Origin of the sequence: Halopenitus persicus (genome assembly GCF_002355635.1) — an archaeon.
GTDB lineage: Archaea > Halobacteriota > Halobacteria > Halobacteriales > Haloferacaceae > Halopenitus > Halopenitus persicus_A.
On record NZ_AP017558.1, the window covers coordinates 1,520,575 to 1,545,158 of the forward strand.

A 24,584-nucleotide genomic window follows, 5' to 3' on the forward strand; every position below is an offset into this window, starting at 1 on the left:
CCGGTTGCCTTCCTCCGGCCACGTTTTAGAAATCGGTCGTGGTGCGTGGCGCGACCGACCGGTCACTCGTCGTTGAGTTCCTTGAACTGATTCAGGAGATCCTCGGTGGACTCGCCGGCCTCGTAGGTGATCGATCCCCGGTATTCGTTCCGCTCGTCATCGAACCCGGCGTCGACGACGCCCGTCTTCTGCTCGCGACGCTCGTGCTCGTCCTCGTCATAGGCACCCATTGACATGCTACATTCATTCTATGAAACATCTATACATATATGTAACGGTCGTACACCGTCCACCGATCGCGTGGATCCGGGTGCGGGCGACGCCCTCGATCGTGGTCGTCGGCCACATCGGAACGCATTACCGTCACAGCGACCTACTTCGGCCGTGGCACGACCGCTTCGCTTTCGACGCGCCCCCCGCTCCTGGAGCGAGGGGGCCGTTCGAGGCGAGATCGAACGGCCGCTCGATGACAACCTCGGCGCGACCGCTCGCGCCCCCTGGTTCGCGCCGCCGCCCGACTACGAGGCCCGCCGCTTCGAGATGGACGACGGCTCGATCGCCCTCTTTTGCTGGACCGGCCACGATGCCGACCCGCCGGACGGCGTGCGTCCGGGGCCGACCGGCTACTGGATCGGCAACACCGAGACCCCGAGCGCGCTCTGGAAGACCGACAAGTACGGGTTCGACGAGGTTCCGTATCCGGTTCGCCGGTGGGCCGAACGGGAGCTGCTCGCGGGGCTGATCGACGAGGAGCCGTGGCTGGAGGCGTATCCCCACATCGCGTGGTTCTTCCTGCCCGTCCTCTGCTCGAAGGACGGCGCCGATTCGACCCGGGAATTCTTCCGCGACCACGCCGCCGGCTTTCCCGACGTCGACCGCGATGCGGCGCTGTCGTTTCTCGAGGACGTCCTCCGGCGCGGCACCCTCGACCCGCACCGCTCGGTGATGGCCGGCAAGCTCGGGACCTCACCGCACGTCGATCTCGTCCGAATGCAGGCGGCCATCGCCGAGTACGTCGCCGCCGACCTTCTGGTCCGCGCCGGTTACGAGGTCACTCCCGAGATCGAGGTGACCACCGGCCACTCGCTCGATTACCGCGCCGCGGACCCCGGCACCGGCGAGGCCTTCCTCGTCGAGGTCACCCGTCCCCAGCCCGTCTCGGGCCGGGTCGCGGGCACCCCGATCGCCGCCGTTCGCGACACCGTCGAGACCAAAACCGACGGCCAGCTCGAGGCTCACGGCGGCGGCGCGACGCTGTTCGTCGACTGCTCGTCGTTTCCCGACGACGACTGGCGAGCCGTGCTCGCGGAACGCCCCGAGGTCGACCACCGTCCCGCGGTCGTCTACCGGGTCCGTCCCGGCGGCCGGATCGAGGGCTATCGACTCGGGTCGGTTCCGGTCGACGTCGGCGACGTCGTCGATCTGTCCGGCTGACCGCCGGGTTTCCGATGCCAGCTCGCTGAGACCGGTCTCATCGACCGGTGCGTCAAAACGGGGCCGGGCCGCTCCGCGCGGCTTTTAAAAGGAGATCTGCGTCGGACCGTTCTCCCCGAGCGCGTCGGGGTCCCGGTCGGAGTAGAAGCGTCGGCCGACGCCCCGGTGGCAGACTCCGGTACGGATCGCGTCGTAGACGTCCTCGGGGCGCTCGAAGGTCTCTTCGCCGAGCCGCGAGAGCACGTCCTCGAGGCGCTCGGACCCGTCAGCGAGCTCCACGTGCGCGTTCCCGTGCGCCGTGATGATGTCCTGTGTGGTCGCCGGATACTGGTGCCGCTCGAGGCGTTCGTCGATGCCGTTCAATCGCATCACTACCCCGTACCAGCCGCAGGTTCTTAATGATTGTCCATTCGGATCTTAAATCGATCGGGTTTTCTTTAATGGTCATTTATGACGCGGTAGAATCTACCACGAGAGGATATAACACGCTGACCGGATCGTGGTCGTCGATGGACGCCGTCCCCGCGTTTCTTCTCCCGCCGGCCCCTTCGGCAAGGTGATGGCTTCTCCCACCGGTTCGGGCGACGACGGCACGGGCGATGACGCCGACCGATGCAACCGACCCCCCGAGCGAAACGACCCTCGGGTCGTCGCCGATCTCCACGTCCACACGACCGCCTCCGACGGGAGCCTCACGCCCGCGACGATCCCCGCCGTCGCCGACGAGGCGGGCCTCGAGTGGGTCGCCGTTACCGACCACGACCGGATCCATCCCGATCTCCCCGCCCCGGTCGTCGAACGCGGCGGGATCCGGATCGTTCGCGGGATCGAACTCCGCGTCGAGGCCTCGACGGGCCGATACGACCTGCTCGGCTACGCGGTCGAACGCACCGACGCGCTCGTCGCCGAGACGGACCGCCTCCAGGCCGACCGGATGGACCGCGGCCGGCGCATCATCGATCGCGTCGAGGACCGGACCGGCGTCGAGCTGGACCTCGAGCCGCATCCCGGGCTCGGCCGCCCCCACATCGCGCGGGCGATCGCGGACTCCCCGGCGCCGTACGACTACGACGACGCCTTCGCCGAGCTGATCGGCGGCGGCTGCCCCTGTTACGTCCCCCGCGAGATCACCCCGATCGATCGAGGCATCGACCTGCTCCGGGAGGCCTGCGCCGTCGTCGGGCTCGCCCATCCGTTCCGCTACGGCGATCCGGATGCCGCACTCGCGGTCGCCCGCGATCTCGACGCGGTCGAACGCTGGTATCCCTACGGCTTCGAGGTCGACGGCGAGCGGATCGACAGCTTCGCGGCCGACGCGGGCCTCCTTCGGACCGGCGGAAGCGACGCCCACGACCGTGTCCTCGGAACGACCGGCCTCACCGCCGCGGCGTTCGAACCGATCCGCCGGGCGCTGCCGGATCCGGAGTGACTGCGGGTACCGGATCCGGGGTGACTGCGGCCGGATCCGGAGTGACTGCGGCCGGATCCGGAGTGGCCGCCGCTGCTGGATCCGGAGCGGCTGCCGATCGTCACGGGGCGCTGGATCGACGGATCGTCGGTGTATGGGAGGATCCTGCACGGAAAGCTACGTTTAACCGGTTCCGCACCGAACATCGAGTATGTACTGCCACTACTGTGACCGCGAGGCGGCCTTCGAGGCGGAGTCCGACGGCGTCACCGTCGGGCTCTGTGAGGACCACTTCCGCGAGCGCGTGCAGGAACTGGCCGACTCCGACGAGCTCCAGGCCCTCAAGGAGCGCGTCGACGTCGAGGGTCCCGAGTAGTCCGTCCTTCCGCCGATCCGTTTGCCGTCCTCCGTCACCGAGTTCGATCACCCTCCATCACCGACCCCCGTCACCCCCTGTCATCGATCCCAGTCGTCGTCGTCGTCGAACGAACCCTACAAGGCCTCCGACGGCCAATCCGGCGTATGGTACTGACGGACCGTCCCCGCCGGCTCAGAACCGACGGCGTTCGGTCGCTCGTTCGGGAGACGTCGCTGTCCGCCGCCGACCTGATCGCTCCGGTGTTCGTCGACGCCACCGCCACCGAGCGCGTGCCGATCGACTCGATGCCGGGCCACGAACGCGTGCCGGTCGACGAGGCGGCCGACCGCGTGTCGGAGGTCCGCGAGACCGGCGTGGAGGCGGTCATCCTCTTCGGAATCCCCGAGTCGAAGGACCCGACCGGGAGCCGCGCGTACGCCGCTGATGGCGTGATCCAGCGGGCCACTCGGCAGATCTCGGCCGAGACCGACGCCTACGTCATCGGCGACGTCTGTTTGTGTGAGTACACCGACCACGGCCACTGCGGCGTGCTCGAGCCCGACGCGGCCGAGAACCCGACGCTCACCGTGCGAAACGACGAGACGCTCGACCTGCTCGCACGAACCGCGGTCGCCCAGGCCGAGGCCGGCGCCGATATGGTTGCTCCCTCCTCGATGACCGACGGCATGGTCGCCGCGATCCGGGAGGCACTCGACGACGCCGGCTTCGATCACGTCCCGATCCTGAGCTACGCCGCGAAGTACGAGTCGGCCTTCTACGGCCCCTTCCGCGAGGCGGCCGACGGGGCGCCCGCCTTCGGCGACCGCCGGCACTACCAGATGGACCCCGCAAACCGTCGCGAGGCGCGCCGCGAGGCGGCCCTCGACGTGACGGAGGGTGCGGACGTGTTGATGGTCAAGCCCGCCCTTCCGTACCTCGACGTCGTTGGCGACCTCCGGCGGGAGTTCGACCGGCCGATCGCCGCCTACAACGTCTCCGGCGAGTACGCGATGTTGCAGGCCGCCGCCGAGAAGGGCTGGCTCGACCTCGAGTCGGTCGCGCTCGAGTCGCTGCAGTCGATCAAGCGCGCCGGTGCCGACCTGATCGTCACCTACTTCGCCGAGGACGTCGCCGAGCAGTTATAAGGCCGGCGCCGACCCGCCCGCGGCTCGCCGTCGCTCAGACCACCTGCTCGCCGTCGTCGTCGTACACCGCGATCGCGTCCACCGGACAGACACGGGCCGCCATCTCCGCGTCGAACTCCTCGCCCTCGGGGACGGTCAGCTCGTAGACGTCGTCGCCATCCTCGACCGGCTTGCCGCCGACTAGGTCCGCCTTCCCGGCGTCCACGTTTCGCTCGAACCGGTCCCACTCCTCGACGCACTGATACATCCCGATGCAGGTGTCGCGATCGAAGACGACCTTCATGGCGTGCCGTTCGTGGGTGGGAACCATATCAATGGCGGCTAACGTATCGGTGGCGGCTGGGATCCATTGACATCGGCGACGGTTGGACTCCGTCGATGGCGGTGTGGGTCGGATCGACGACGGTGCGGACTCCGGTGACGACGGTGCTGATCGTCGATCGCTTATAAACCCACGCGAGCGCCGCGATTCCGCTTATAAATGGCCGCCCGTGGGGCAACCCAACCTGCTCCGCACGTCGGTAAACGCAAGGCCCTCGAGGTGCTACCGGGGCTATGGAGCCAGACGTCACCGCGGAACGACCCGACAGCCCGTTTCACACGGTCGGCACCGACCACATCACCGTCATCGGCAGCAACGTCGAGGACACGATCGAGTACTACCGCGACCTGCTCGGGATGTCGCTGGTCCTGCGTCAGCCCAACCTCGACCAGCCGGAGGTGACTCACCTCTTCTTCGACACCGGCGACGGCCGGATCCTCACCTTCTTCGTCACCGACGACCGGCCCTCGAATCCGAACCCGCAACGAACCGGACTCGGGCAGGTCCACCACCTCGCGTTCACGATCGAGGCCGAGCGACTCGAGGAGATCAAGGCGGCGCTCGACGACGCCGGCTACGGCTACAACGAGTTCGACCGCGGCGCGTTCCACTCGCTGTACACCCGCGACCACAACGGCCTCACGATCGAGCTCGCGGTCGACAAGTACGAGATCCCCGACGACCGCCGCGGCGAGGTGCTCGCGCGCGCCCAGCAGGCCCGCGTCGAGGCCGGCGCGGAGTACGTCGACGACGAGCATATGGAGGCGGCCATCGAGGCGCTCGGAATGGAGGTCGTCCGCAACGAGACCCCCGACGCCGACAGCGGCGTCGGCGGCGTGAACTGACCGCGTCCGCGCCCACCCCGTCTCCCGGTCGTCGACCCCGGACGGAAACGCTTACTCGCCGGGGGCGCGGATCCGAAGTCGATGGATACCGACTCGAACGCGGACGCGAACGCCGCCGGTCCGGCCGGCTTCTTCGACCGGCTTGCGGACCGGATCGCGGCGGTCGACAGCGTCGTCTCCGTCGGCCTCGACCCGGACCCGAACCGGCTCCCTGAGTTTCTGGCCGACGCGGACCTGCCCCGATGGGCGTTCAACCGGCGGATCATCGACGCGACCCACGAGCACGCGGCCTGTTACAAGCCGAACGCCGCCTTCTACGAGGACCCGGACGGCTGGCGCGCGCTGCGCGAGACCATCGCGTACGCGCACGGGAAGGACGTCCCCGTCCTGCTCGACGCCAAGCGCGCCGACATCGGGAACACGACGCGGCGGTACGCGAGCGCGCTCGACGACGCGGACGGGCTGGGCGCGGACGCGATCACGGTCAACCCGTACATGGGCCGCGACTCCCTGCAGCCGTTCCTCGACCGGGCGGCCAAGGGCGTCTTCGTGCTCTGCCGGACGTCGAATCCCGGCGGGAGCGACCTCCAGGACCTCGAGCTCGCCTCGGGCGAGCCGGTCTACGAGCGGGTCGCCGCCCTCGCGGACCTGTGGAACGACCACGGCAACGTGGGGCTCGTCGTGGGTGCGACCGCGCCCGCGGAGCTCGAGACCCTCCGGGAGGCGGTCCCCGACCTGCCGTTCCTCGTTCCCGGCGTCGGGGCCCAGGGCGGCGACGCCGAGGCCGCGGTCGAACACGGCCTCGCCGCCAGGCCGGGCCACGACGTGAACGTCGGGCTCGTCAACTCCTCGCGCGGGATCATCTTCGCGGGCGAGGACGCCGTGGCCGGGGCGGATGCCCGCAACGGCGAGGAAGCCGCGTACTTCGGGGCCGCCGGCGACGCGGCGAAGCGACTGAAACGCCGGTTGAACCGGCATCGGTGACTCCGATGCGCCAGTTCGTCATCGTCGCCCACGAGCTCGATCCGGCCGCGAACGTGTCGCTCGATGACCTCCCCGGGACCGGCCGGCTCGACCTGCTGTGTCGGTGTGTTGGTGCGGCGGTGTTCCTCTCCCACGGGATCCGGGAGTCGGTTCGGGTGCATCTCGCCGTCGACGACGCCTACACGGTTCGGTTCGACGCCGACCGCCTGCGGCACCTCCATCCCGACGAACGCAACGTCGCCGCCCGGATCCGGGACGCCCTTCAGGTCCGTGAGGACGCGATCGGCCACCAGCCCGCGGACGTCTCGCCGGGCGTCGAGATCTACCGAATGGGCTTCTCGGAGACGATCGACCGCCTCGCCCGCGAGGGGACCGTCGTTCAACTACACGAGGACGGCACGCCGCTGGCGGCGGAGACCCCGCCGACCGACCCCGTCTTCGTCCTCTCGGACCACCGTGACTTCACCGCGGACGAGCGCGGGACGCTCGCGGACGTCGCCGAGCGCCAGGTCCGGCTGGGCCCGGAGACGCTGCACGCCGACCACGCGATCACGGTCGCGCACAACTGGCTCGACACGGACGGCTATGCCTCCTACTGACCCCGACGCCGACGATTCCGCTGCCGCGACCGACTCCGGAATCGATGCCGACGTCGGCGCCGCGGCCGACCGATTCGACGTCCCCGTCCGTGGCGTCGACGTCGACCCCGAAACGCGGTGTGCCCACTACCGGAGCGACGTCGACGTGGTCACCTTCCGGTTCGCGTGCTGTGACGCGTACTTCCCCTGTTTCCGATGTCACGCCGAGACGACCGCCCACGACGCGGTCCCGTGGCCCCGCGACCGGTTCGACGAGCCGGCGGTGCTGTGTGGCGCCTGCGGCGAGACGTTGGCGCCGACCGCGTACCTCGCGGCCGACCACGCCTGCCCCGCCTGCGGGGCCGCGTACAATCCCGGCTGTCGGGCTCACCACGATCGATACTTCGAGGTTTGAGCCCGTCCGACTTCCGGGTCACACGCGGCTGGAACGTCGATGAATATGCGGGACCACGCCACGGTCTGTGGCGGTTCGGAAGCGTTAAAGGAACGACTGACGTTGGTCCGAATGCGGGCCGGTGGGGTAGCTTGGTATCCTTCGGCCTTCGGGTGGCCGTAACCGCGATTCGAATTCGCGCCGGCCCACTTCTCCCGCATTTCAACTTCGAACAGTGTATTCTTCGGCCTTCGGGTGGCCGGAACCGCGTTCTCGTGAGCGAAGCGAACGAGAGCCAGCGAGACGAGCGGAGCGAGTCTCGCGTGGTTCGAATTCGCGCCGGCCCACTCCCCGCATTTCGATTTCGAGCTCGTCACTCCGCTGGCGTTTGTGCGTTCGTCGCCGCGAGGTGCTCCCAGGCGAACTCGATGACCGCCCAGGCGACCAACCACGCGAACATCAGGACGAAGGCGATCACGGTCGTCGAGAGACCGCCGAACGGTTGCGACACCTCCAACAGCATCGGCAGCGCGAGCAGGACGGCGATCACCGCCGTGGTGCCCCCGAGCAAACAACAGAGATACGTCGACAGCGTGTCACCGGCTGCGGGCGCGTCCGCGATGCTCGGGGCGGTCCGGTCGTATTCCTCCGTCCCTGCTCTGTATGGTGTGTGCATACATACCTCCCTCCATTTAAATATGGCAATTGATCGTTATAAAGATGTCTCGTGGGAAGGGTCGCAATCGCGGTCATTCACCTCGAGGACCGTCTCGACGCGACCCTCTCCGCCTCTCGGGATCCGCTGAGCCAACCGAACACCCATTGTGTAGTAGCTTCTATACCGGTCAATGCGTGTCCTCGTCGTTGGAGCGACCGGGTTCGTGGGCGGCCGACTCGTCGAATCACTGCGCTCGGCCGGCCACGACGTCGTCGCCTTCTCCCGAAGCGCGAGCCGGTCGAGGTTCCCGGATGACGTCGAGCTGTTCGAAGGCGACCTCGACGATCCGGCATCGGTCGAGGGGCTCTGTGAGGGCGTCGACGTCGCCTACTACCTGATCCACTCGCTGACGGCCGAGAACTTCGCGGAGCTGGACCGAACCTACGCCCGTCGGTTCCGGAACCTGGCGTCGACGGCCGGCGTTGACAGGGTAATCTACCTGAGCGGCATCAGCGGCGACGAGCGGAACCTCTCGCCACACCTTGCCTCCCGCCGCGAGGTCGAGTCGGTGCTTGAGGCCGGGAGGTTCGATCTGACCGTCCTCCGGGCGGCGATCATCATCGGTGCCGGCAGCGCGAGCTTCCGGATCGTCGACGACCTCACCGACCGGCTGCCCGTGATGACGGTCCCGAAGTGGGTTCGGACGCCGTGTCAGCCGATCGGCATCGACGACGCCATCGCCTACTTGGTCGGCGTCCTCGCCGTCGACGAGACTCGGGGCCGGATCTACGACATCGGCGGGCCGACGGTGTGGTCATACGAGTCCCTGCTGAAGCTGACCGCCGAGGAGAAGGGAAAGCGCGTCCTGATCGTGCCGGTGCCGGTGATGTCCCCGAGACTCTCGTCACACTGGCTCCGACTGACGACGGACGTGCAGTACGCCATCGCCCAGCCGCTTGTGGAGAGCATGCGGAACCCCGTGACGGTCGATCCCGAGCGGGACCTGCAGTCGGTCGTTCCCATCGAGCGGACGCCGATCGAGATCGCGATCCGACGAGCGCTTGCGGAGGGCTGATCAGGGCTCCTCAGCGGACGCCTCCTGGACCGGTATCTCCCGGACTTGGCGGAGCTCCGTGAGGTGGGCTGCGGCCTCGGCCGACAGCGGGAACGTTCCGTCGATATCCGCCACCGTCCGTCCGTGGAGCAGCCGGCCGACGGAGGCGCCCCACGCCGCGTAGGAGCGTTTCAACCCGGAAACGAGCGGGTCGGCGAGTCCTAGCCGGCTGAGAACCTGCCCGACCGTTTCCGCTCCGACGTGGACGGAGTCGTCCTCGATCAGGATGAACGCGAAGGGACGGCCGTCGAACTGGGCTTCGAGGAACGCCTGTATCGGATCGGCGTCCCAGCGGACGGCCACCACTCCGTCTGCCCGACGGGTCACCGCCGTCACGGCCACCCGGAACAGCGAGTTGCTACCGTCGTAGACGAGGAGCGACTGCTTCACGTGTCGTTTAGGCGCGTCGGGGATTTGAGTGTTTGCGAGCACCCCCGGAGCGGTCCTTCCGGCTGGCTCGAGCGTCCGGAAGTTCGTTCGAACGGATCGAGTCGGGTCGCGTTCGGTCCCCGCGGTCCGGCGCCGTCACCGTCCGGCGCGGTCGCCGTCTGGTCCCTCACCGTCCGCCTCTCGTATGCTGTGACGAGCGACACGCGATCCACGGGGCCCGCTCCCGTTGCTATGAAGAGCTCTCGCCGTCTCGCGGTTGGATTTAAAAGGTGATGGGTTGGGGCGAATTTGAATCGCCGGCCTCCTCCATGTCAAGGAGGTGTCATAACCAGACTAGACCACCAACCCGTCCGTGGCTCGTCCGGCGCGTTTTCTGGTAACCCGGGAGTGTAATTGAACCTTTCGAATCGATGACGGCGGCGGTGGCGACCCCGTCCGCGGCACCGGTGTGGCCCGTTCGTCGCGCCGCCGACCTCGCACGGCGGATGTCACGCTCGGTCGCTCGGCCACACTCGCCCGGTTCAAGTGGCTCGACGGGCATCGCCACGTATGGTCGACCGCTCCGCCCGCGCCGCTCGTCTCGACGACGTCCTGGACGCCCGCGACCTCGAAGCGGTCTGGTTCGCGCGGCCGAACGGCTTCGCCTGGCTCCTCGGCGGCTCGAACGCCGTCGACCGGACGGCCGGCATCGGCGCCGCGGCGGCGGGGTACGACGGCGAGTTTCGCGTGATCGCCTCCGCCGGCGCGGCGGACCGGATCCGCGAGGAGGAGGTCCCGGACGACGTTCCGGTCGAGTCGGTTCCCTGGCACGCGTCCTCGCTGCCGTCGGCGATCGCGGACCGCTCGCCGATGCCGGCCGCCCTCGACGTCGACGCCGCGGGGTTCGAGCCGGTCGACGCCGCGCGACTCCGGCAGCCCCTCACCGACGACGACGTCGAGCGGTACCGCGAGCTCGGCCGCGAGGCCGCCGCCGCGGTCGAGACCGTCTGCCGCCAGCTCGAGCCGACTGACCCCGAGTACGAGGTCGCCGCCGCGATCGAGATCGCGTTGGCCGCGCGGGACGTCTCCACGCCGGTCCTGCTCGTCGGCGGGAGCGACCGCGCCTCGCGGTTCCGCGGTCCGACTCCGGGCGACGCGGAGCTCGGCGACTACGCGATCGTCTCGGTCACCGCCGAGCGAGCGGGACTGCACGCGTCGCTCACGCGCACGATCGTCTTCGACCCGCCGGCCTGGCTTCGGGATCGTCACCGTGCGGCCGCCCGGATCGAGGCCACCGCGGTCGCCGCCACGGAGGCCGCCGTCGGCCACTCGGAAACGGCGGTCGCGGGCTCGGAAACGGCGGTCGGGGACCCCACGATCGCGGCCGACGATTCGGACCGGATCACGGACGCCGCCGACGTCTTCGACGCGATCCGGGACGCCTACGCGGCGGTCGGCCACCCGGACGAGTGGCGCGCACATCACCAGGGCGGCGCGGCCGGGTTCGCCGTCCGCGAGTGGCTCGCGCGTCCCGGCGGTGCGGAGCCGGTCACGGCGCCGATGGGATACGCCTGGAACCCGACCGTCGCGGGCGCGCGCAGCGAGGACACCCACCTCGTCGCCGCCGACCGGACCGAGCTCCTCACGAAGACCGGCCGCTGGCCGACCCTCGAGGTCGAAACGGCCGACGTCGATGGCGTTCCCTCCGGGCGGTACGACCGCCACGCGCCGGTCGTGCTCTCGGACGAGTGATCCGCGCTCGGTCGGAAACGCCGCTCCCGACGGCACGATCGGGAAAGGTTTTTGTAGGAGAGCCGACCTACAACCAGGTAATGAGCGCGGACGCCCGCCGCGACGCTCGACTCTTCCGAGAGCGGCGAGCCCCGCGACCGCGACGACGACCGGCCCTTTGAGGCCGATATTACCCATACCCCATCGTCGTCGCACGCCGCCGTTTCGTCCACAACGTCCAGTTTTCGGTCGGTTAGCGTTCGCCACCGGATTTTATTACAAATCTTAAACCGCTGAATTTAAGGGTCTAAGGGGCCCAGCACACGGTAATGACACGTGTGGCACTCGCGTTTAGCGGGGGACTCGACACCACCGTCTGTGTACCGCTGCTCGAGGAGGAATACGGCTACGACGAGGTCATCGGCGTCACCGTCGACGTCGGTCAGCCCGAATCGGAGTTCGAGGAGGCCGAGGAGACCGCCGAGGCGCTCGGGCTCGATCTCCACGTCGTCGACGCCAAGGAGGAGTTCGCGGACCTCTGTTTCGATGCGGTCCGCGCGAACGCGACCTACCAGGGCTACCCGCTCGGGACCGCGCTCGCGCGCCCGGTCATCGCCGAGGCGATCCTCGAGGTCGCACTCGAGGAGGACTGCGACGCCGTCGCCCACGGCTGTACGGGCAAGGGGAACGACCAGCTGCGGTTCGAGGCCGTCTGGCGTGGCTCGGACCTCGAAGTGATCGCGCCCGTGCGTGAGCTGGGGCTCACCCGCGAGTGGGAGATCGACTACGCCGCCGAGAAGGACCTGCCCGTCGAGGCCGGCGACGGCGGCGTCTGGTCGATCGACACGAACATCTGGTCGCGCGCGGTCGAGGGCGGCGAGCTCGAGAACCCCGATTACGTCCCGCCGGAGGACATCTACGAGTGGACCGCCGAGCCCGAGGGCGAGACCACCATCGAGGTGACCTTCGAGAAGGGCGTTCCCGTCGCGATCGACGGCGAGGAGATGGGGCCCGTCGAGCTCATCCAACACCTCAACGAGTACGCGGGCGGCTACGGCGTCGGCCGTACCGACGTGATGGAGGACCGGATGCTCGGCCTGAAGGTGCGCGAGAACTACGAGCACCCCGCCGCGACCGTCCTCCTCACCGCCCACTCGGCGCTCGAGGACCTCGTGTTGACGAAGGGCGAGCGCTCGTTCAAGACGGGCATCGAACAGGAGTGGTCCGAGAAGGCCTACCAGGGGCTCGTCTTCGCGCCCCTGATGGACGCGCTCGACGCGTTCATCACCGAGACCCAGGACGTCGTCACCGGCAGCGCCACCGTGAAGGTGTCCGGCGGCAACTGCCGCGTCGTCGCCCGCGACAGCGAGTACGCGGTCTACTCCGAGGAGATGGCCTCGTTCAACACCGCCGACGTCGCCGGCATCGCCCAGGAGGACGCCACGGGCGTCGCGAAGTACCACGGCCTCCAGGAACGCCTCGCGAACGCGGTCTCCGCCGGCGTCTCCGACCTCGAGATCGCCGCCGACGGCGGCGACGGGTCGGATGCCGAGGGATCCGACGGCGCCACCACCGACACGAACGAGTAGACGAATGACCGACGGAACCCCCTCCGAGACGGCCGTCCGCCGCGACCGCTTCAGCGGCGGCCCCGCACGCGGGTTCCTCTCGAGCCTCGCGGCCGACGAGGCGATCTTCGCGGCCGACCTCGCCGTCGACCGCGCGCACGTGGTGATGCTCGCTGAGCAGGGGATCGTCGAGGCCGACACGGCCGGAGCGATCCTCTCGGCGCTGGCCGACGTCGAGGACGCCGGCCACGGCGCCCTCTCGGAGGGCGAGGACGTCCACGAGGCGGTCGAGACCGCCGTCATCGACCGTATCGGTCCCGACGGCGGCCGGATGCACACCGCGCGTTCGCGAAACGACGAGGTCGCGACCTGCATCCGGTACCGGCTCCGGGAGGACCTGTTGGCGGTCGCCGAGGCGACGGTCGCGCTGCGGGAGGCCCTCACGGCGGCCGCGGCCGAGCACGTCGAGACGACGATGCCCGGCTACACGCATCTCCAGCCGGCCCAGCCCACGACCGTGGCCCACCACCTGCTGTCCTACGAGGCGGCCGCGGCCCGCGAGACCGACCGGCTGCTCGACGCCTACGACCGGACGAACCGGTCGCCGCTGGGCGCCGCCGCGTTCGCGGGCACGCCCTTCGACGTCGACCGCGACCGCAGCGCCGAGCTGCTGGGATTCGACGGGATCGTCCGGAACGCGATGGACGCGGTCTCCGCACGGGACTTCCTCCTCGAGGCCGCCGCGGCGTTCGCCTCCCTGTCGGTGACGCTGTCGGGACTGGCCGAGGACCTGGTCGTCTTCGCCAACAGGGACTTCATCGAGCTCGACGACGACTACGCGTCGACCTCCTCGATCATGCCCCAGAAGAAGAACCCCGACACGCTCGAGCTGACGCGCGGCGTCGCGGGCGACGCGGTCGGCGAGCTGACCGGGGTGGCCACCGCCCTGAAGGGGCTCCCCCGGGCGTACAACCGCGACCTGCAGCGAGTCCATCCCGGGGTCTTCGAGATCGCCGGCGTCGTCCGGGACGCGACCGACGTGGCCGGCGGGGCCGTCGCCACCGCGTCGTGGCACGAGACCGCCCTCGAAGCCGCCGCCGGCGAGGGCTTCTCGACGGCGACCGGGATCGCGGACCTGCTGGCGATGGCGGGGCTGCCCTTCCGGTCGGCCCACGAGATCGTCGCGCACGCGGCGGCGTCGATCGACGACGCGACCGACGCGACGGCCGCCGCCGCAAAACTCGATGCGGCCGCCGAGGACGTGCTCGCGGAGTCGCTGTTCGAGTACGTGAGCCGCGACGACGTGGAGCGCGCGCTCGACCCCGACGCCAGCGTCGCGAGCCGTGACTCCGCCGGCGGGCCCGCGCCCGCGGCGGTTCGGGACGCGCTCGCCGACGTCGACTCGCGGATCGCCGCGGACGGCGACCGCGTCGCGGACCGGCACGCCGCGCTCGACCGGGCGAGTGACCGACTCGGGACGGAGGTGGCCACGTATGTCTGAGGTCCGTTCCGCCGTCGTCCCCGACGTGCGGCAGCCGCGACGACCGCGGGCGGTGCGGCAGCCTCTCCCGCCGCGACCGCCGTACACGCCGCCGTCCCCGTGAGGGGACACATATTACTACGAAATCTGACGTTTGATTTCGAACGACCGTGTTGACGCGTTCTGTGTCCGTTAGGTGATGCTCCGCCTATTGTGTATTCTTTGATAGGTTCGAAGGTTTTATGTATGAACGACGGTGATGTACGGATACGACAATGACACAGGCAGAATGTGTCGAGTGCGGGGCCGACGTGGACCTGTACGACGACCTGGAAGTGGGAGAGATCATCGACTGTGGAACCTGCGGCGCCGAGCTGGAGGTCATCGACGTTTCCCCGCCGGTCCTCGATCGAGCCCCGGAGCTCGAAGAGGACTGGGGGGAGTGAGATGAAGGTCGGCATCCTCTACTCCCGGATTCGGAAGGACGAGAAGCTCCTCCTCTCGGAGCTGCGCGAACGCGGCCACGAGGTGACGAAGATCGACGTCCGGAAGGAGCGGTTCGCCCTCGACTCGACGACGGCCGACGTCGCCGACCTCGACGTCGTCGTCGACCGGTGTCTCGCGACGAGCCGGTCGCTGTACGCGACGCAGTTCTTCGCGAGCTACGGCGTGCCCGTGATCAACGCGCCCGAGACCGCGGACGTCTGTGCCGACAAGGCGAAGAACTCGCTCGCGCTCGCGGAGGCGGGAATTCCCACGCCCGACACCGAGGTCGCGTTCACCACGGACGCGGCCCTCGAGGCGATCGAGGAGTTCGGCTATCCCTGCGTGCTCAAGCCCGTCGTCGGCTCGTGGGGCCGGCTGATGGCGAAGATCGACACCCGGAACGCAGCGGAGGCGATCCTCGAGCACAAGGCGACGCTCGGCCACTACGAGCACAAGGTGTTCTACGTCCAGGAGTTCGTCGACAAGCCCGGCCGCGACGTTCGCGTCGTGGCCGTCGACGGCGAGCCCATCGCCGCGATGACCCGGACGTCGGACCACTGGCTGACGAACGCCGCCAAGGGCGGTCACGCCGAGGAGTTCGAGCTCGACGAGACGGCGCTGGACCTCGTCGAACGCGCCTCCGAGGCCGTCGGCGGCGGCCTGCTCGGGATCGACCTGATGGAGGTCGGCGGCGCCGGCTCGGGCGAGTACACCGTCCACGAGGTGAACCACACCGTCGAGTTCAAGGCGCTCAACGACGCCGTCGAGGCCGACGTTCCCGCCGCTGTCGTCGACTGGCTCGAGACGCGCGTCGCGGACGCGGAGGCCGAGGAGGGAAATGAAAAGCGGACGGGAGTGACGGCGACGGCATGAGCGGCGCCGACGCCACCGCGACCGACGCCAGCCCGAACGACGCCGAATACACGGCCGGCGTGATCGGCGGGACCGGCTTCGCGGGTGGGGAGCTGCTCCGCCTGCTCGCCGGCCATCCCGACTTCTCGGTCGTGCAGGCGACCTCCCGCTCGGCCGCGAACAAGACCGTCGGGTCGGTCCACCCGAACCTCCGGTCGCTCGACCTTCGGTTCACCGAGCCGTCCGACCTCGAATCGGTCGACGTGCTGTTCGCCGCGACGCCCCACGGCGTCTCGATGGAGCGGATCGACGCGTACTTCGAGGCGGCCGACACCGTCGTCGACCTCTCGGCGGACTTCCGACTCCCGAGCGCCGAGCTGTACGACGAGTGGTACGAGGGCCACGACGCGCCCGAGTACCTCGAGCGCGCCGAGTACGCGCTGCCGGAGCTCAACCGCGAGAACCTCGCGGGCGCCGACCTCATCGCCGGCGGCGGCTGTAACGCCACCGCAACGATCCTCGGGCTGAAGCCCCTCGTCGACGAGGGGGTCCTCGGTCCCGAGACCGGCGAGGTCGTCGTCGACGTCAAGGTCGGCTCCTCGGAGGGCGGCGCCGGCGGCGGCGCGGCCTCCTCACACCCCGAGCGGTCGGGGGTCGTTCGCCCGTACGCGCCGATCAGCCACCGTCACGAGGCGGAGATCGAGGCCTATCTCGGACTCGACGTCTCCTTCACCGTTCACGCGGTCGATATGGTTCGTGGCGCCTCCGCGACGTGCCACGTCTTCCCCGACGGACCCGTCTCCAAGGGCGACCTCTGGGGAGCCTACCGCGGCGCCTACGAGGACGAACCGTTCATGCGACTCGTCTCCGGCGGCGGCGGGGTGTATCGCTATCCCGAGCCCAAGGCGGTCGCCGGTACGAACGCCGGCGAGGTCGGGTTCGAACTCGACGCCAGCAACAAGCGCGTGGTCGTCTTCTCCGCGATCGACAACATGATGAAGGGATCCGCCGGGCAGGCGGTCCACGCAGCGAACGTCGCGCTCGGCCTCGAGGAGACGGCCGGGCTCGGATTCCAGGGGCTTCACCCGGTGGGATCGCCGTGAGCGCGGCCGAATCCACCGACCCACCCGTCGTGGTCAAGGTCGGCGGTGCGAAGGCCGTCGACCCGGCAGGCGCGATCGGCGACGTCGCGCGACTGGTCGCAGAAGGTCGCGAGGTCGTCGTCGTCCACGGCGGCTCGACCGCGGTCGACGAGACGCTCGATCGGCTCGGCATCGAGCCCGAGTACGTCGAGTCCGCCTCCGGCGTCACCGGCCGGTTCACCGACGCGGAGACGATGGAGGTCTTCGAGATGGTGATGGCCGGCAAGCTCAACACCGAACTGGTCGCGTCGCTGCAGGAGGCCGACGTCGACGCGGTCGGTCTCTCGGGCGTCGACGGCGGGCTCCTCTCGGGCCCTCGAAAGTCGGCGGTCCGCGTGATCGAGAACGGGAAGAAGAAGATCCGTCGCGGCGACCACTCGGGCAAGCCCGAGTCGGTCAACGCCGCGCTGCTCGAGGGACTCGCCGCGGACGGCTACGTCCCCGTCGTCTCCCCGCCGATGGCGGGCCAGGAGCGCGACGGGGGCGTCACGCCCGTCAACACGGACGCCGACCGCGCCGCAGCCGCCATCGCCGGCGCTCTGGGCGCGGAGCTCGTCCTGCTGACCGACGTCTCCGGGGTCTACGCGGACCCCGACGATCCCGCGACGCTGATCGGATCCGTCTCGACGCCGGCCGACCTCGAGGCGCTCGAGTCGGCCGCCGAGGGCTTTATGGGCAAGAAGGTCATGGCGGCCGAGGAGGCGCTCTCGAGCGGCTCCCCGCGCGTCATCGTCGCCGACGCCAACGCCGCGGATCCGATCGTCGACGCGCTCGGCGGGGGCGGCACGCACGTCCACGCGAGCGCGCTCACGGATGCGGAAACACGAGCCGAACGATCGGGACAAACGGACGCCGACACGACGACGGAGGGTGCCTGATGTCCGGATTCGTCTTCTCCGAGAAGCCGATCACGATCGAGTCGGGCGAGGGGGCGACCCTCGTCGCCGACGACGGCACGGAGTACCTCGATTTCGGCGCGAGCTACGCCTGCACCCCGCTCGGTCACTCCCACCCCGTCGTTACGGACGCGGTCCAGGAGCAGGCCGCCGAACTCACCTACGTGCAGGCGTCGTATCCCGTCGAGACGCGTACGGAGACCTACGAGAAGCTCGCCGCGCTCGCTCCCGGGGACCTGGACAACGTCTGGCTGTGCAACTCCGGAACCGAGGCCAACGAGGCCGCGATGAAGTTCGCGCGGGCGGCCACGGGCGAGGAGAAAATCGTCGCGACCAAACGCGCGTTCCACGGGCGCACGCTCGGCGCGCTCGCGATGACCTGGAAGCGGAAGTACAAGGCGCCCTACGAGCCCCTCGCGGGGGGCATCGAGTTCGTCGAGTACGGCGACGCCGAGGCGCTCGCGGAGACGGTCGACGAGGACACCGCCGCGGTGTTCCTCGAGCCCGTGCAGGGCGAGGGCGGGATCCATCCCGCCGCGGTCGAGTATCTCCGACACGCCCGCGAGGTGACCGCCGCCGCCGGGGCTGCGCTGGTCTTCGACGAGATCCAGACCGGCGTCGGCCGGACCGGGACGCTGTGGGCCTGCGAGCAGGCCGACGTCGTGCCCGACCTCCTCACGACCGCGAAGGGGATCGCCAACGGGCTCCCGATGGGCGCGACCCTGTGTGCCGACTGGATCGCCGAGGACTTCGGCGACCACGGCTCGACGTTCTCCGGCGGGCCGGTGGTCTGTGCGGCCGCCAACGCGACCCTCGAGACGGTCGTCGAGGAGGACCTGCCGGCCCACGCGGCGGCGGTCGGCGACGATCTCCGCCAGCGGCTCCAGACGGCGGTCGACGACCACGACCTTCCGGTCCGCGACGTCCGCGGGTCGGGGCTGATGGTCGGCATCGAGGTGAAACGCGGAGCCAACCGGATCCTTCGCGACCTGGCGATCCACCAGGACGTGCTCGCGCTGCCCGCGGGGCGCTCGGTGGTCCGGCTGCTCCCGCCCCTCATCGTCGACGAGCCCGAGACCGAGCGGTTCGTCGACGCGTTCGTGGAGGTGCTCTCCGAGTGATGACCGACTTCGAGGCGGCCGGGTCCGGCGGATCGGATCGCGACGGGACCGCCGATCGCGAGATCGTCGCCGGCGGCGAGGGATCGTATCCCGACGCCTGCGACACGCCGGCTCGTAAGCTGCTGTTCGACATGGTCTCGATCCCCTCTCCGTCCGGCGAGGAGGACGCCGCGGCCGACCGGCTGCGCGCGTTCTTCACCGCCAACGACCGGGAGGCGTGGATCGACGACGTCGGCAACGTCCGCGCGCCCGCGGACGATTCCGTCCTTTTGACCTCCCACATCGACACCGTACCGGGGGACATCCCGGTCGAGGTGAAGCCGGCGGACGGGGACGCGTACGATCTCGACGCCCTGGCCGAGGCAGACGGCGACGTGGTCCCCGACGACGCGCTGTGGGGTCGCGGCTCCGTCGACGCGACCGGCCCGCTCGTCTCGATGGCGGTCGCCGCGGTCCGGACCGGCGTCTCCTTCGTCGGCGTCGTCGGCGAGGAGACCGACTCCCGGGGCGCACGTCACCTCGTCGCGGATCGCTCGGCCGAACCGGACGCGGTCGTCAACGGCGAGCCCTCGGGCTGGAACGGCGTCACGCTCGGCTATCGCGGTTTCCTGGCGGGCACCTACGTCAACACCAGCGAGTCCGGCCACTCCTCGCGGCCCGAACCGAACGCGATCCAACACGCGATCCGCTGGTGGGCCGGCGTCGAGGACGTCTTCGACCCCGACGACCCCGACACCCCGGTCTTCGAGCAGGTGACGACGAAGCCGGTCTCCTTCGACGGCGGGCTCACGGAGGACGGACTCGCCGTCGAGGCGACCGTCGCGGTACAGCTCCGCGTGCCGCCCTCACGAACCGTCGACGAGGTCCACGAGATCGCGGAGGGACGGCTGACGACCGGAACCGTCCACTGGAAGGAGCCGATCCCGCCGGTCATGGAGAGCCCAAGAACCCCGCTTGCGCGGGCGTTCCGCGTCGCGATCCGCGAGGGGGGTGGCGACGTCAGGCTGCTCCGGAAGACCGGAACCAGCGACATGAACCTGTTCGCCGCCGCCTGGAACTGTCCGATGGTCACCTACGGCCCGGGGAACTCCGACCTCGACCACGCGCCGAACGAACACCTTCCCCTCGCGGAGCTCGACCGCGCCGTCGACGTTTTGACCGCGGTCTGCCGTGACCGGCGATAACCGGCTTCTCGGGTCCCGATTACCACCACATACCACTCCACTGATGGCACTCGCAACGACCGACTTCCTCGACATCGACGACCTCACGCCGGCGGAACTCGACCGCGTGCTCGAGCGCGCGGCCGCGATGAAGGCCGGCGAGGACGACGCACAGCTGTCCAACCACACGCTCGCGATGATCTTCGAGAAACCCTCGACGCGAACGCGCGTCTCCTTCGAGACCGGCATGACCGACCTCGGGGGCCACGCGATGTTCCTCGGCCCGGACGACATCCAGCTCGGCCACGGCGAGCCGCTTCGTGACACCGCCCGGGTGCTCGGTCGGTACACCGATGGCGTGATGGCGCGGCTGTTCGACCACGACGACGTCGAGGTCCTCGCGGAACACGCCGACTGCCCGGTGATAAACGGCCTCACGGACGAGGCCCACCCCTGTCAGACGCTCGCCGACCTGTTGACGATCCGCGAACACGCCGGCGAGGACGTCCGCGTCGCGTGGGTCGGCGACGGGAACAACGTCGGCCAGTCGTTCGTCGTCGGCGCGGCGATGGCCGGGATCGACGTGACGGTGGCCACCCCGGCCGAGTACGCAATGGACGAAACGGTCTTCCATCGCGCCGCCGACTTCGGGGCCGACCCGACGGTGACGACCGATCCGGCGGCCGCGGTCGCCGACGCGGACGTCGTCTACACCGACGTGTGGATCTCGATGGGACAGGAGAGCCGACGGGAGCGAAAGCTCGCGGCCTTCGACGGCTTTCAGGTGAACGAGTCGCTGCTTGCCGGCAGCGACGCCGCGGTGATGCACTGCCTGCCGGCCCACCGCGGCGAGGAGATCACGAACGACGTGCTCGAGTCGGACCGCGCGCTCGCGTGGGATCAGGCGGAAAACCGGCTCCACGCGCAGAAGGCGCTCCTCGTCGAACTCCTCGCGTAGCACGTCGGTCGACGGCGGTTCGAGAGACACCGGCTCCGACCGTCCCCGCCGATTCAGAAGTCGTGTTCGAGCTCCTCCGGGTCGGAGTCGGCCTTCTGGATGATTATCTTCCCGTCGCGGACGCGAACGAACACCTCGTCGCCGATCTCCATACCCGCGACCGCAAGCTCGTCCTCGTGAAGGTTCACGTGGACGTTGTGGTACTCGCCATCCTCGTCTTTGGTTCCACTCGGGCTGAGCTTCTTCTTACGAACCATCGGCGGGTTTCTGCGTGGGAGTTCACCGTACGAGATACATAAGTGTTGTTTCCCCCGCCGATCGGCGGCGTTCCGGAACGACGCGGATCGATCCGCGCGACCGGAGCGGTCGTCCTCGACGGATCACGGGGCGTTCACTCGCCGTTCGTCCCGCGGATCGATCCGCGCGCGCCAGCGTTCGAGGCCCCGATTCCCCCGTGAATCGGGCGTTTTCGCGCCGCCATCGCCGCTTCACCCCGTCCGATACCCCCCGATCACGGGCCACATCGACGCTTCATGCCACTCTCATCCCCGTTTCCCCGATATATTTATAACAGATTATGTGCTGGAGTGCCATGGAGGTCAACAAACCATGGTACGTGACGACGGTAAGCGAAACTTCGCGCTGCGGGAGGGCGACGGATCGGAATCGAGCGTGTTCTCCGGCAACACACCGCGGCAGGCAGCTCTCAAGGCCGCCCGGCGGATCGACCCCGCCTCCTCGGAGTCGAACGCCGACCGGAAGAAACTCCGGCTCCGTGAGAAGGGTACCGACAAGGTACACGTGTATGAGGGGTGGGCCTGGGAGGAGGAACCGCCCGAGAACAGCCCGGACTGGCTCGAGGACCAGGACGCGATCACCGAAGCGAACGTCTCGAAGCAGGGCATCAAGCATCTCGACGAGGAGTAGCACGTCGCGTTCAGTTCGCGTTTTTCGACGGCTTCTTCCGATCGGCAAGCCGAGGCTCCCGGTGCACGGCTGCCACCCGGTGGGACGGTCCGTGTCCGCGGCGGATGACCATCCGGCCTCCGGCCGTGACACATTCTCGGCGCTCCAGCGGTGATACGTTCTCGACGCTCCGGACACGTTCTCGACGACGGGCGCGAGAGTCGCACTCCGCCAACAGTCCATGCCTTGATCGCCGCTCGGACGGCCTGCAACCGAGCGCTGATGGGACGGAACCGTTCCCGTTCGCCCCGACGCAGCCACCGGGGATCGTCACCGCCGGATCGCCACCGACGTGTGTGAACGCTACCCTATGAAATCGCCTGACGCGGCGCGGATGGAACGACGGGGTTAAGTAATAACCTCCCTTCGGTTGTATTGCAACGGTCGCCCCGTCCGGGGCGCCCGGCCGGCCGCTCCGCGGTCGGTCGAAACTCGTTCCGACGCCCTTATCAACGGGCGACGATTCGGAACGTAATGCGAAGAACGACGCGCGAACTCGGACCGTTCAACCCGGTCCGGTTTCGCCGGACTCGGTGTGCAGGTTCGATGGGCTTATCACCCGTCGACCCGAAACACCGGGTCCCCAAGGAATGAGGATGTCGCCTCTGCGGTCCGCCGTCAGCCGACATCTGATGTGAGCTCGATGGTCCGGTGTCATCCGGCGCTGCCGGCGACACCGGGCTCGGACCATGCAATACAACGGTGATCGACAACGTTCATACCGAACGTTCGACATCCCGCCACCCCCTCGTGCGGGGAATCACGCACGAGGAACCCATTCCGGTTGATCCTGCCGGAGGCCATTGCTATCAGGGTCCGATTTAGCCATGCTAGTCGCACGAGTTCACACTCGTGGCATATAGCTCCGTAACACGTGGCCAAACTACCCTTCGGAGACGCATAACCTCGGGAAACTGAGGCTAATTCGTCACACGGCTTTCAACCTGGAATGATGAAAGCCCCAAACGCTCCGGCGCCGAAGGATGTGGCTGCGGCCGATTAGGTAGACGGTGGGGTAACGGCCCACCGTGCCGATAATCGGTACGGGTTGTGAGAGCAAGAACCCGGAGACGGAATCTGAGACAAGATTCCGGGCCCTACGGGGCGCAGCAGGCGCGAAACCTTTACACTGCACGACAGTGCGATAAGGGGACCCTGAGTGCACAGGCATAGTGCCTGTGCTTTTCTCGACCGTAGGGAGGTCGAGGAACAAGAGCTGGGCAAGACCGGTGCCAGCCGCCGCGGTAATACCGGCAGCTCGAGTGATGGCCGATCTTATTGGGCCTAAAGCGTCCGTAGCTGGCCAGGCAAGTCCGTCGGGAAATCCACGCGCTCAACGCGTGGGCGACCGGCGGAAACTGCCCGGCTTGGGACCGGAAGGCGCGACGGGTACGTCCAGGGTAGGAGTGAAATCCCGTAATCCTGAACGGACCGCCGATGGGGAAACCACGTCGCGAAAACGGATCCGACAGTGAGGGACGAAAGCTAGGGTCTCGAACCGGATTAGATACCCGGGTAGTCCTAGCCGTAAACGATGCCTGTTAGGTGTGGCCCCCGCTACGAGCGGGTGCTGTGCCGTAGGGAAGCCGCTAAACAGGCCGCCTGGGAAGTACGTCCGCAAGGATGAAACTTAAAGGAATTGGCGGGGGAGCACTACAACCGGAGGAGCCTGCGGTTTAATTGGACTCAACGCCGGACATCTCACCAGCATCGACTGTAGTAATGACGGTCAGGTTGATGACCTCGCCACGAGCTACAGAGAGGAGGTGCATGGCCGCCGTCAGCTCGTACCGTGAGGCGTCCTGTTAAGTCAGGCAACGAGCGAGACCCGCATCCGTACTTGCCAGCAGCACTCATCGTGGCTGGGGACAGTACGGAGACTGCCGTGGCCAACACGGAGGAAGGAACGGGCAACGGTAGGTCAGTATGCCCCGAATGTGCTGGGCAACACGCGGGCTACAATGGTCAGGACAATGGGTCCCAACTCCGAAAGGAGACGGTAATCTCACAAACCTGATCGTAGTTCGGATTGTGGGCTGCAACTCGCCCACATGAAGCTGGATTCGGTAGTAATCGCGTGTCAGCAGCGCGCGGTGAATACGTCCCTGCTCCTTGCACACACCGCCCGTCAAAGCACCCGAGTGAGGTCCGGATGAGGCTCCCGAGAGGGAATCGAATCTGGGCTTCGCAAGGGGGCTTAAGTCGTAACAAGGTAGCCGTAGGGGAATCTGCGGCTGGATCACCTCCTACAGACCGAGACTCGCCCACCACGGGCGAGCTCACCACTCATCTGCAGCGTATTGCACACCCCGAACCCACCCGCCGCCACGCCGGACACCAAACGACCATCGAGCTCACACCAACACGCCAACACACCAGCCCACCACCTGGTGGGCGGGCCCGTAGCTCAGTGGGAGAGTGCCTCCCTTGCAAGGAGGATGCCCTGGGTTCGAATCCCAGCGGGTCCATGCAACCCACGACCGGCTCGAAACCGTCCCCTTAAATGGCGACGGACGAAACCGGACGTGACGCAACGACCGATGCACTACCCCGGGAAACCGCGGGTAGGAAGGGTCCGACGAACACGCCCGACTCACACCTCGGGGTGATTC

26 protein-coding genes, 3 tRNA genes and 1 rRNA gene are annotated in these 24,584 nt (G+C 68.4%); 23 read left to right on the forward strand and 7 right to left on the reverse strand.

The window, feature by feature from the left end:
• Positions 1-62: 62 nt before the first annotated feature.
• Positions 63-236 carry a DUF5786 family protein gene (locus tag CPZ00_RS15580; protein ID WP_394338413.1) on the reverse strand — a complete coding sequence of 58 codons (174 nt, stop codon included), beginning with the start codon at positions 234-236 and terminating at the stop codon, positions 63-65.
• 148 nt (positions 237-384) lie between these two features.
• Between CPZ00_RS15580 and CPZ00_RS07325 the strand changes: the two genes are divergently transcribed.
• Positions 385-1,434: a DUF5784 family protein gene (locus CPZ00_RS07325; RefSeq protein WP_096390305.1), complete on the forward strand. Its 1,050-nt coding sequence runs from the start codon at positions 385-387 to the stop codon at positions 1,432-1,434.
• Between the two features lie 84 nt (positions 1,435-1,518).
• Here CPZ00_RS07325 and CPZ00_RS07330 read toward each other — a convergent pair whose 3' ends face one another.
• Positions 1,519-1,803 carry a DUF5789 family protein gene (locus tag CPZ00_RS07330; protein WP_096390306.1) on the reverse strand — a complete coding sequence of 95 codons (285 nt, stop codon included), beginning with the start codon at positions 1,801-1,803 and terminating at the stop codon, positions 1,519-1,521.
• 190 nt (positions 1,804-1,993) lie between these two features.
• Between CPZ00_RS07330 and CPZ00_RS07335 the strand changes: the two genes are divergently transcribed.
• The 3 genes from CPZ00_RS07335 (at position 1,994) to hemB (ending at position 4,345) form a co-directional block, all read left to right on the forward strand.
• Positions 1,994-2,863 carry a PHP domain-containing protein gene (locus CPZ00_RS07335; RefSeq protein WP_233255057.1) on the forward strand — a complete coding sequence of 290 codons (870 nt, stop codon included), beginning with the start codon at positions 1,994-1,996 and terminating at the stop codon, positions 2,861-2,863.
• 190 nt (positions 2,864-3,053) lie between these two features.
• Positions 3,054-3,218 carry a DUF6757 family protein gene (locus tag CPZ00_RS15585; RefSeq protein ID WP_172861796.1) on the forward strand — a complete coding sequence of 55 codons (165 nt, stop codon included), beginning with the start codon at positions 3,054-3,056 and terminating at the stop codon, positions 3,216-3,218.
• Positions 3,219-3,364: 146 nt separating this feature from the next.
• On the forward strand, positions 3,365-4,345 hold the full coding sequence (hemB, locus tag CPZ00_RS07340; protein WP_096390307.1) for a porphobilinogen synthase: 981 nt from the start codon (positions 3,365-3,367) through the stop codon (positions 4,343-4,345).
• 34 nt (positions 4,346-4,379) lie between these two features.
• Here the strand turns inward: hemB and CPZ00_RS07345 are convergent, their stop codons facing one another.
• Positions 4,380-4,628, reverse strand: a complete 249-nt coding sequence (locus CPZ00_RS07345) for a ferredoxin (RefSeq protein WP_096391636.1) — start codon at positions 4,626-4,628, stop codon at positions 4,380-4,382.
• Positions 4,629-4,900: 272 nt separating this feature from the next.
• Here CPZ00_RS07345 and CPZ00_RS07350 point away from each other — a divergent pair, with 272 nt between their 5' ends.
• From CPZ00_RS07350 to CPZ00_RS07370, 5 genes are all read left to right on the forward strand, one after another.
• On the forward strand, positions 4,901-5,512 hold the full coding sequence (locus CPZ00_RS07350) for a VOC family protein (RefSeq protein WP_096390308.1): 612 nt from the start codon (positions 4,901-4,903) through the stop codon (positions 5,510-5,512).
• 81 nt (positions 5,513-5,593) lie between these two features.
• Positions 5,594-6,496: an orotidine-5'-phosphate decarboxylase gene (pyrF, locus tag CPZ00_RS07355; protein WP_096390309.1), complete on the forward strand. Its 903-nt coding sequence runs from the start codon at positions 5,594-5,596 to the stop codon at positions 6,494-6,496.
• 5 nt (positions 6,497-6,501) lie between these two features.
• Positions 6,502-7,095, forward strand: coding sequence for a tRNA (pseudouridine(54)-N(1))-methyltransferase TrmY (gene trmY / locus CPZ00_RS07360; protein WP_096390310.1), 594 nt, complete (start codon positions 6,502-6,504; stop codon positions 7,093-7,095).
• Complete coding sequence (locus CPZ00_RS07365; protein WP_096390311.1) at positions 7,082-7,489, forward strand: CHY zinc finger protein; 408 nt, start codon at positions 7,082-7,084, stop codon at positions 7,487-7,489. The genes trmY and CPZ00_RS07365 overlap by 14 nt, the downstream gene beginning before the upstream one ends.
• Before the next feature lie 115 nt (positions 7,490-7,604).
• A tRNA-Pro gene (locus tag CPZ00_RS07370) sits at positions 7,605-7,677 on the forward strand.
• Between the two features lie 164 nt (positions 7,678-7,841).
• Here the strand turns inward: CPZ00_RS07370 and CPZ00_RS07375 are convergent.
• Positions 7,842-8,144, reverse strand: coding sequence for a hypothetical protein (locus tag CPZ00_RS07375; protein WP_096390312.1), 303 nt, complete (start codon positions 8,142-8,144; stop codon positions 7,842-7,844).
• Between the two features lie 172 nt (positions 8,145-8,316).
• Here CPZ00_RS07375 and CPZ00_RS07380 point away from each other — a divergent pair, with 172 nt between their 5' ends.
• Positions 8,317-9,201 carry an NAD(P)H-binding protein gene (locus tag CPZ00_RS07380; RefSeq protein ID WP_096390313.1) on the forward strand — a complete coding sequence of 295 codons (885 nt, stop codon included), beginning with the start codon at positions 8,317-8,319 and terminating at the stop codon, positions 9,199-9,201.
• Here CPZ00_RS07380 and CPZ00_RS07385 read toward each other — a convergent pair whose 3' ends face one another.
• Both CPZ00_RS07385 and CPZ00_RS07390 read right to left on the reverse strand, forming a co-directional pair.
• On the reverse strand, positions 9,202-9,630 hold the full coding sequence (locus tag CPZ00_RS07385) for a hypothetical protein (protein WP_096390314.1): 429 nt from the start codon (positions 9,628-9,630) through the stop codon (positions 9,202-9,204).
• 273 nt (positions 9,631-9,903) lie between these two features.
• Positions 9,904-9,978, reverse strand: a tRNA-Val gene (locus CPZ00_RS07390).
• A 201-nt stretch (positions 9,979-10,179) separates the two neighbouring features.
• On the opposite strand from CPZ00_RS07390, the gene CPZ00_RS07395 reads away from it, so the two are divergent.
• The 10 genes from CPZ00_RS07395 to argF all read left to right on the forward strand — a co-directional run bounded on the left by CPZ00_RS07395 (position 10,180) and on the right by argF (position 21,006).
• Entirely contained in the window at positions 10,180-11,361 is a 1,182-nt protein-coding gene (locus CPZ00_RS07395; RefSeq protein WP_096390315.1) for a M24 family metallopeptidase, read from the forward strand.
• 308 nt (positions 11,362-11,669) lie between these two features.
• Positions 11,670-12,929, forward strand: coding sequence for an argininosuccinate synthase (locus CPZ00_RS07400; RefSeq protein WP_096390316.1), 1,260 nt, complete (start codon positions 11,670-11,672; stop codon positions 12,927-12,929).
• 4 nt (positions 12,930-12,933) lie between these two features.
• A complete protein-coding gene (gene argH, locus CPZ00_RS07405) occupies positions 12,934-14,409 on the forward strand; it encodes an argininosuccinate lyase (protein ID WP_096390317.1) in 1,476 nt (491 codons plus the stop codon).
• A gap of 254 nt (positions 14,410-14,663) precedes the next feature.
• The gene (gene lysW, locus CPZ00_RS07410; protein WP_021074634.1) at positions 14,664-14,834 is read left to right on the forward strand and encodes a lysine biosynthesis protein LysW; all 171 of its coding nucleotides are present in this window, start codon (positions 14,664-14,666) and stop codon (positions 14,832-14,834) included.
• Position 14,835: 1 nt separating this feature from the next.
• Complete coding sequence (gene lysX, locus CPZ00_RS07415) at positions 14,836-15,747, forward strand: lysine biosynthesis protein LysX (RefSeq protein WP_096390318.1); 912 nt, start codon at positions 14,836-14,838, stop codon at positions 15,745-15,747.
• Positions 15,744-16,829: an N-acetyl-gamma-glutamyl-phosphate reductase gene (argC, locus tag CPZ00_RS07420; RefSeq protein WP_096390319.1), complete on the forward strand. Its 1,086-nt coding sequence runs from the start codon at positions 15,744-15,746 to the stop codon at positions 16,827-16,829. The genes lysX and argC overlap by 4 nt, the downstream gene beginning before the upstream one ends.
• On the forward strand, positions 16,826-17,746 hold the full coding sequence (locus CPZ00_RS07425; protein WP_096390320.1) for an acetylglutamate/acetylaminoadipate kinase: 921 nt from the start codon (positions 16,826-16,828) through the stop codon (positions 17,744-17,746). The genes argC and CPZ00_RS07425 overlap by 4 nt, the downstream gene beginning before the upstream one ends.
• On the forward strand, positions 17,746-18,885 hold the full coding sequence (locus CPZ00_RS07430; protein WP_096390321.1) for an aspartate aminotransferase family protein: 1,140 nt from the start codon (positions 17,746-17,748) through the stop codon (positions 18,883-18,885). Before CPZ00_RS07425 ends, CPZ00_RS07430 begins: the two co-directional genes overlap by 1 nt.
• Positions 18,885-20,069 (forward strand): [LysW]-lysine hydrolase, encoded by a 1,185-nt coding sequence (locus CPZ00_RS07435; RefSeq protein ID WP_096390322.1) that lies wholly within the window; start codon positions 18,885-18,887, stop codon positions 20,067-20,069. Before CPZ00_RS07430 ends, CPZ00_RS07435 begins: the two co-directional genes overlap by 1 nt.
• Positions 20,070-20,112: 43 nt before the next feature.
• Positions 20,113-21,006 carry an ornithine carbamoyltransferase gene (gene argF / locus CPZ00_RS07440; RefSeq protein WP_096390323.1) on the forward strand — a complete coding sequence of 298 codons (894 nt, stop codon included), beginning with the start codon at positions 20,113-20,115 and terminating at the stop codon, positions 21,004-21,006.
• Between the two features lie 53 nt (positions 21,007-21,059).
• Here the strand turns inward: argF and CPZ00_RS07445 are convergent, their stop codons facing one another.
• Entirely contained in the window at positions 21,060-21,263 is a 204-nt protein-coding gene (locus CPZ00_RS07445) for a hypothetical protein (RefSeq protein ID WP_021074627.1), read from the reverse strand.
• Between the two features lie 352 nt (positions 21,264-21,615).
• Here CPZ00_RS07445 and CPZ00_RS07450 point away from each other — a divergent pair, with 352 nt between their 5' ends.
• The 3 genes from CPZ00_RS07450 (at position 21,616) to CPZ00_RS07460 (ending at position 24,440) form a co-directional block, all read left to right on the forward strand.
• Entirely contained in the window at positions 21,616-21,933 is a 318-nt protein-coding gene (locus CPZ00_RS07450) for a non-histone chromosomal MC1 family protein (RefSeq protein WP_096390324.1), read from the forward strand.
• 816 nt (positions 21,934-22,749) lie between these two features.
• Positions 22,750-24,220 (forward strand): 16S ribosomal RNA (locus CPZ00_RS07455).
• Between the two features lie 148 nt (positions 24,221-24,368).
• Positions 24,369-24,440, forward strand: a tRNA-Ala gene (locus tag CPZ00_RS07460).
• Positions 24,441-24,584: the final 144 nt, after the last annotated feature.

Coding starts and splice junctions, on each gene's coding strand:
- CPZ00_RS15580 (WP_394338413.1), bottom strand. CDS start 236: ATGTCAATGGGTGCCTATGACGAGGACGAGCACGAGCGTCGCGAGCAG.
- CPZ00_RS07330 (WP_096390306.1), bottom strand. CDS start 1,803: ATGCGATTGAACGGCATCGACGAACGCCTCGAGCGGCACCAGTATCCG.
- CPZ00_RS07335 (WP_233255057.1), top strand. CDS start 1,994: ATGGCTTCTCCCACCGGTTCGGGCGACGACGGCACGGGCGATGACGCC.
- CPZ00_RS15585 (WP_172861796.1), top strand. CDS start 3,054: ATGTACTGCCACTACTGTGACCGCGAGGCGGCCTTCGAGGCGGAGTCC.
- hemB (WP_096390307.1), top strand. CDS start 3,365: ATGGTACTGACGGACCGTCCCCGCCGGCTCAGAACCGACGGCGTTCGG.
- CPZ00_RS07345 (WP_096391636.1), bottom strand. CDS start 4,628: ATGAAGGTCGTCTTCGATCGCGACACCTGCATCGGGATGTATCAGTGC.
- CPZ00_RS07350 (WP_096390308.1), top strand. CDS start 4,901: ATGGAGCCAGACGTCACCGCGGAACGACCCGACAGCCCGTTTCACACG.
- pyrF (WP_096390309.1), top strand. CDS start 5,594: ATGGATACCGACTCGAACGCGGACGCGAACGCCGCCGGTCCGGCCGGC.
- trmY (WP_096390310.1), top strand. CDS start 6,502: ATGCGCCAGTTCGTCATCGTCGCCCACGAGCTCGATCCGGCCGCGAAC.
- CPZ00_RS07365 (WP_096390311.1), top strand. CDS start 7,082: ATGCCTCCTACTGACCCCGACGCCGACGATTCCGCTGCCGCGACCGAC.
- CPZ00_RS07375 (WP_096390312.1), bottom strand. CDS start 8,144: ATGCACACACCATACAGAGCAGGGACGGAGGAATACGACCGGACCGCC.
- CPZ00_RS07380 (WP_096390313.1), top strand. CDS start 8,317: ATGCGTGTCCTCGTCGTTGGAGCGACCGGGTTCGTGGGCGGCCGACTC.
- CPZ00_RS07395 (WP_096390315.1), top strand. CDS start 10,180: ATGGTCGACCGCTCCGCCCGCGCCGCTCGTCTCGACGACGTCCTGGAC.
- CPZ00_RS07400 (WP_096390316.1), top strand. CDS start 11,670: ATGACACGTGTGGCACTCGCGTTTAGCGGGGGACTCGACACCACCGTC.
- argH (WP_096390317.1), top strand. CDS start 12,934: ATGACCGACGGAACCCCCTCCGAGACGGCCGTCCGCCGCGACCGCTTC.
- lysW (WP_021074634.1), top strand. CDS start 14,664: ATGACACAGGCAGAATGTGTCGAGTGCGGGGCCGACGTGGACCTGTAC.
- lysX (WP_096390318.1), top strand. CDS start 14,836: ATGAAGGTCGGCATCCTCTACTCCCGGATTCGGAAGGACGAGAAGCTC.
- argC (WP_096390319.1), top strand. CDS start 15,744: ATGAGCGGCGCCGACGCCACCGCGACCGACGCCAGCCCGAACGACGCC.
- CPZ00_RS07430 (WP_096390321.1), top strand. CDS start 17,746: ATGTCCGGATTCGTCTTCTCCGAGAAGCCGATCACGATCGAGTCGGGC.
- CPZ00_RS07435 (WP_096390322.1), top strand. CDS start 18,885: ATGACCGACTTCGAGGCGGCCGGGTCCGGCGGATCGGATCGCGACGGG.
- argF (WP_096390323.1), top strand. CDS start 20,113: ATGGCACTCGCAACGACCGACTTCCTCGACATCGACGACCTCACGCCG.
- CPZ00_RS07445 (WP_021074627.1), bottom strand. CDS start 21,263: ATGGTTCGTAAGAAGAAGCTCAGCCCGAGTGGAACCAAAGACGAGGAT.
- CPZ00_RS07450 (WP_096390324.1), top strand. CDS start 21,616: ATGGTACGTGACGACGGTAAGCGAAACTTCGCGCTGCGGGAGGGCGAC.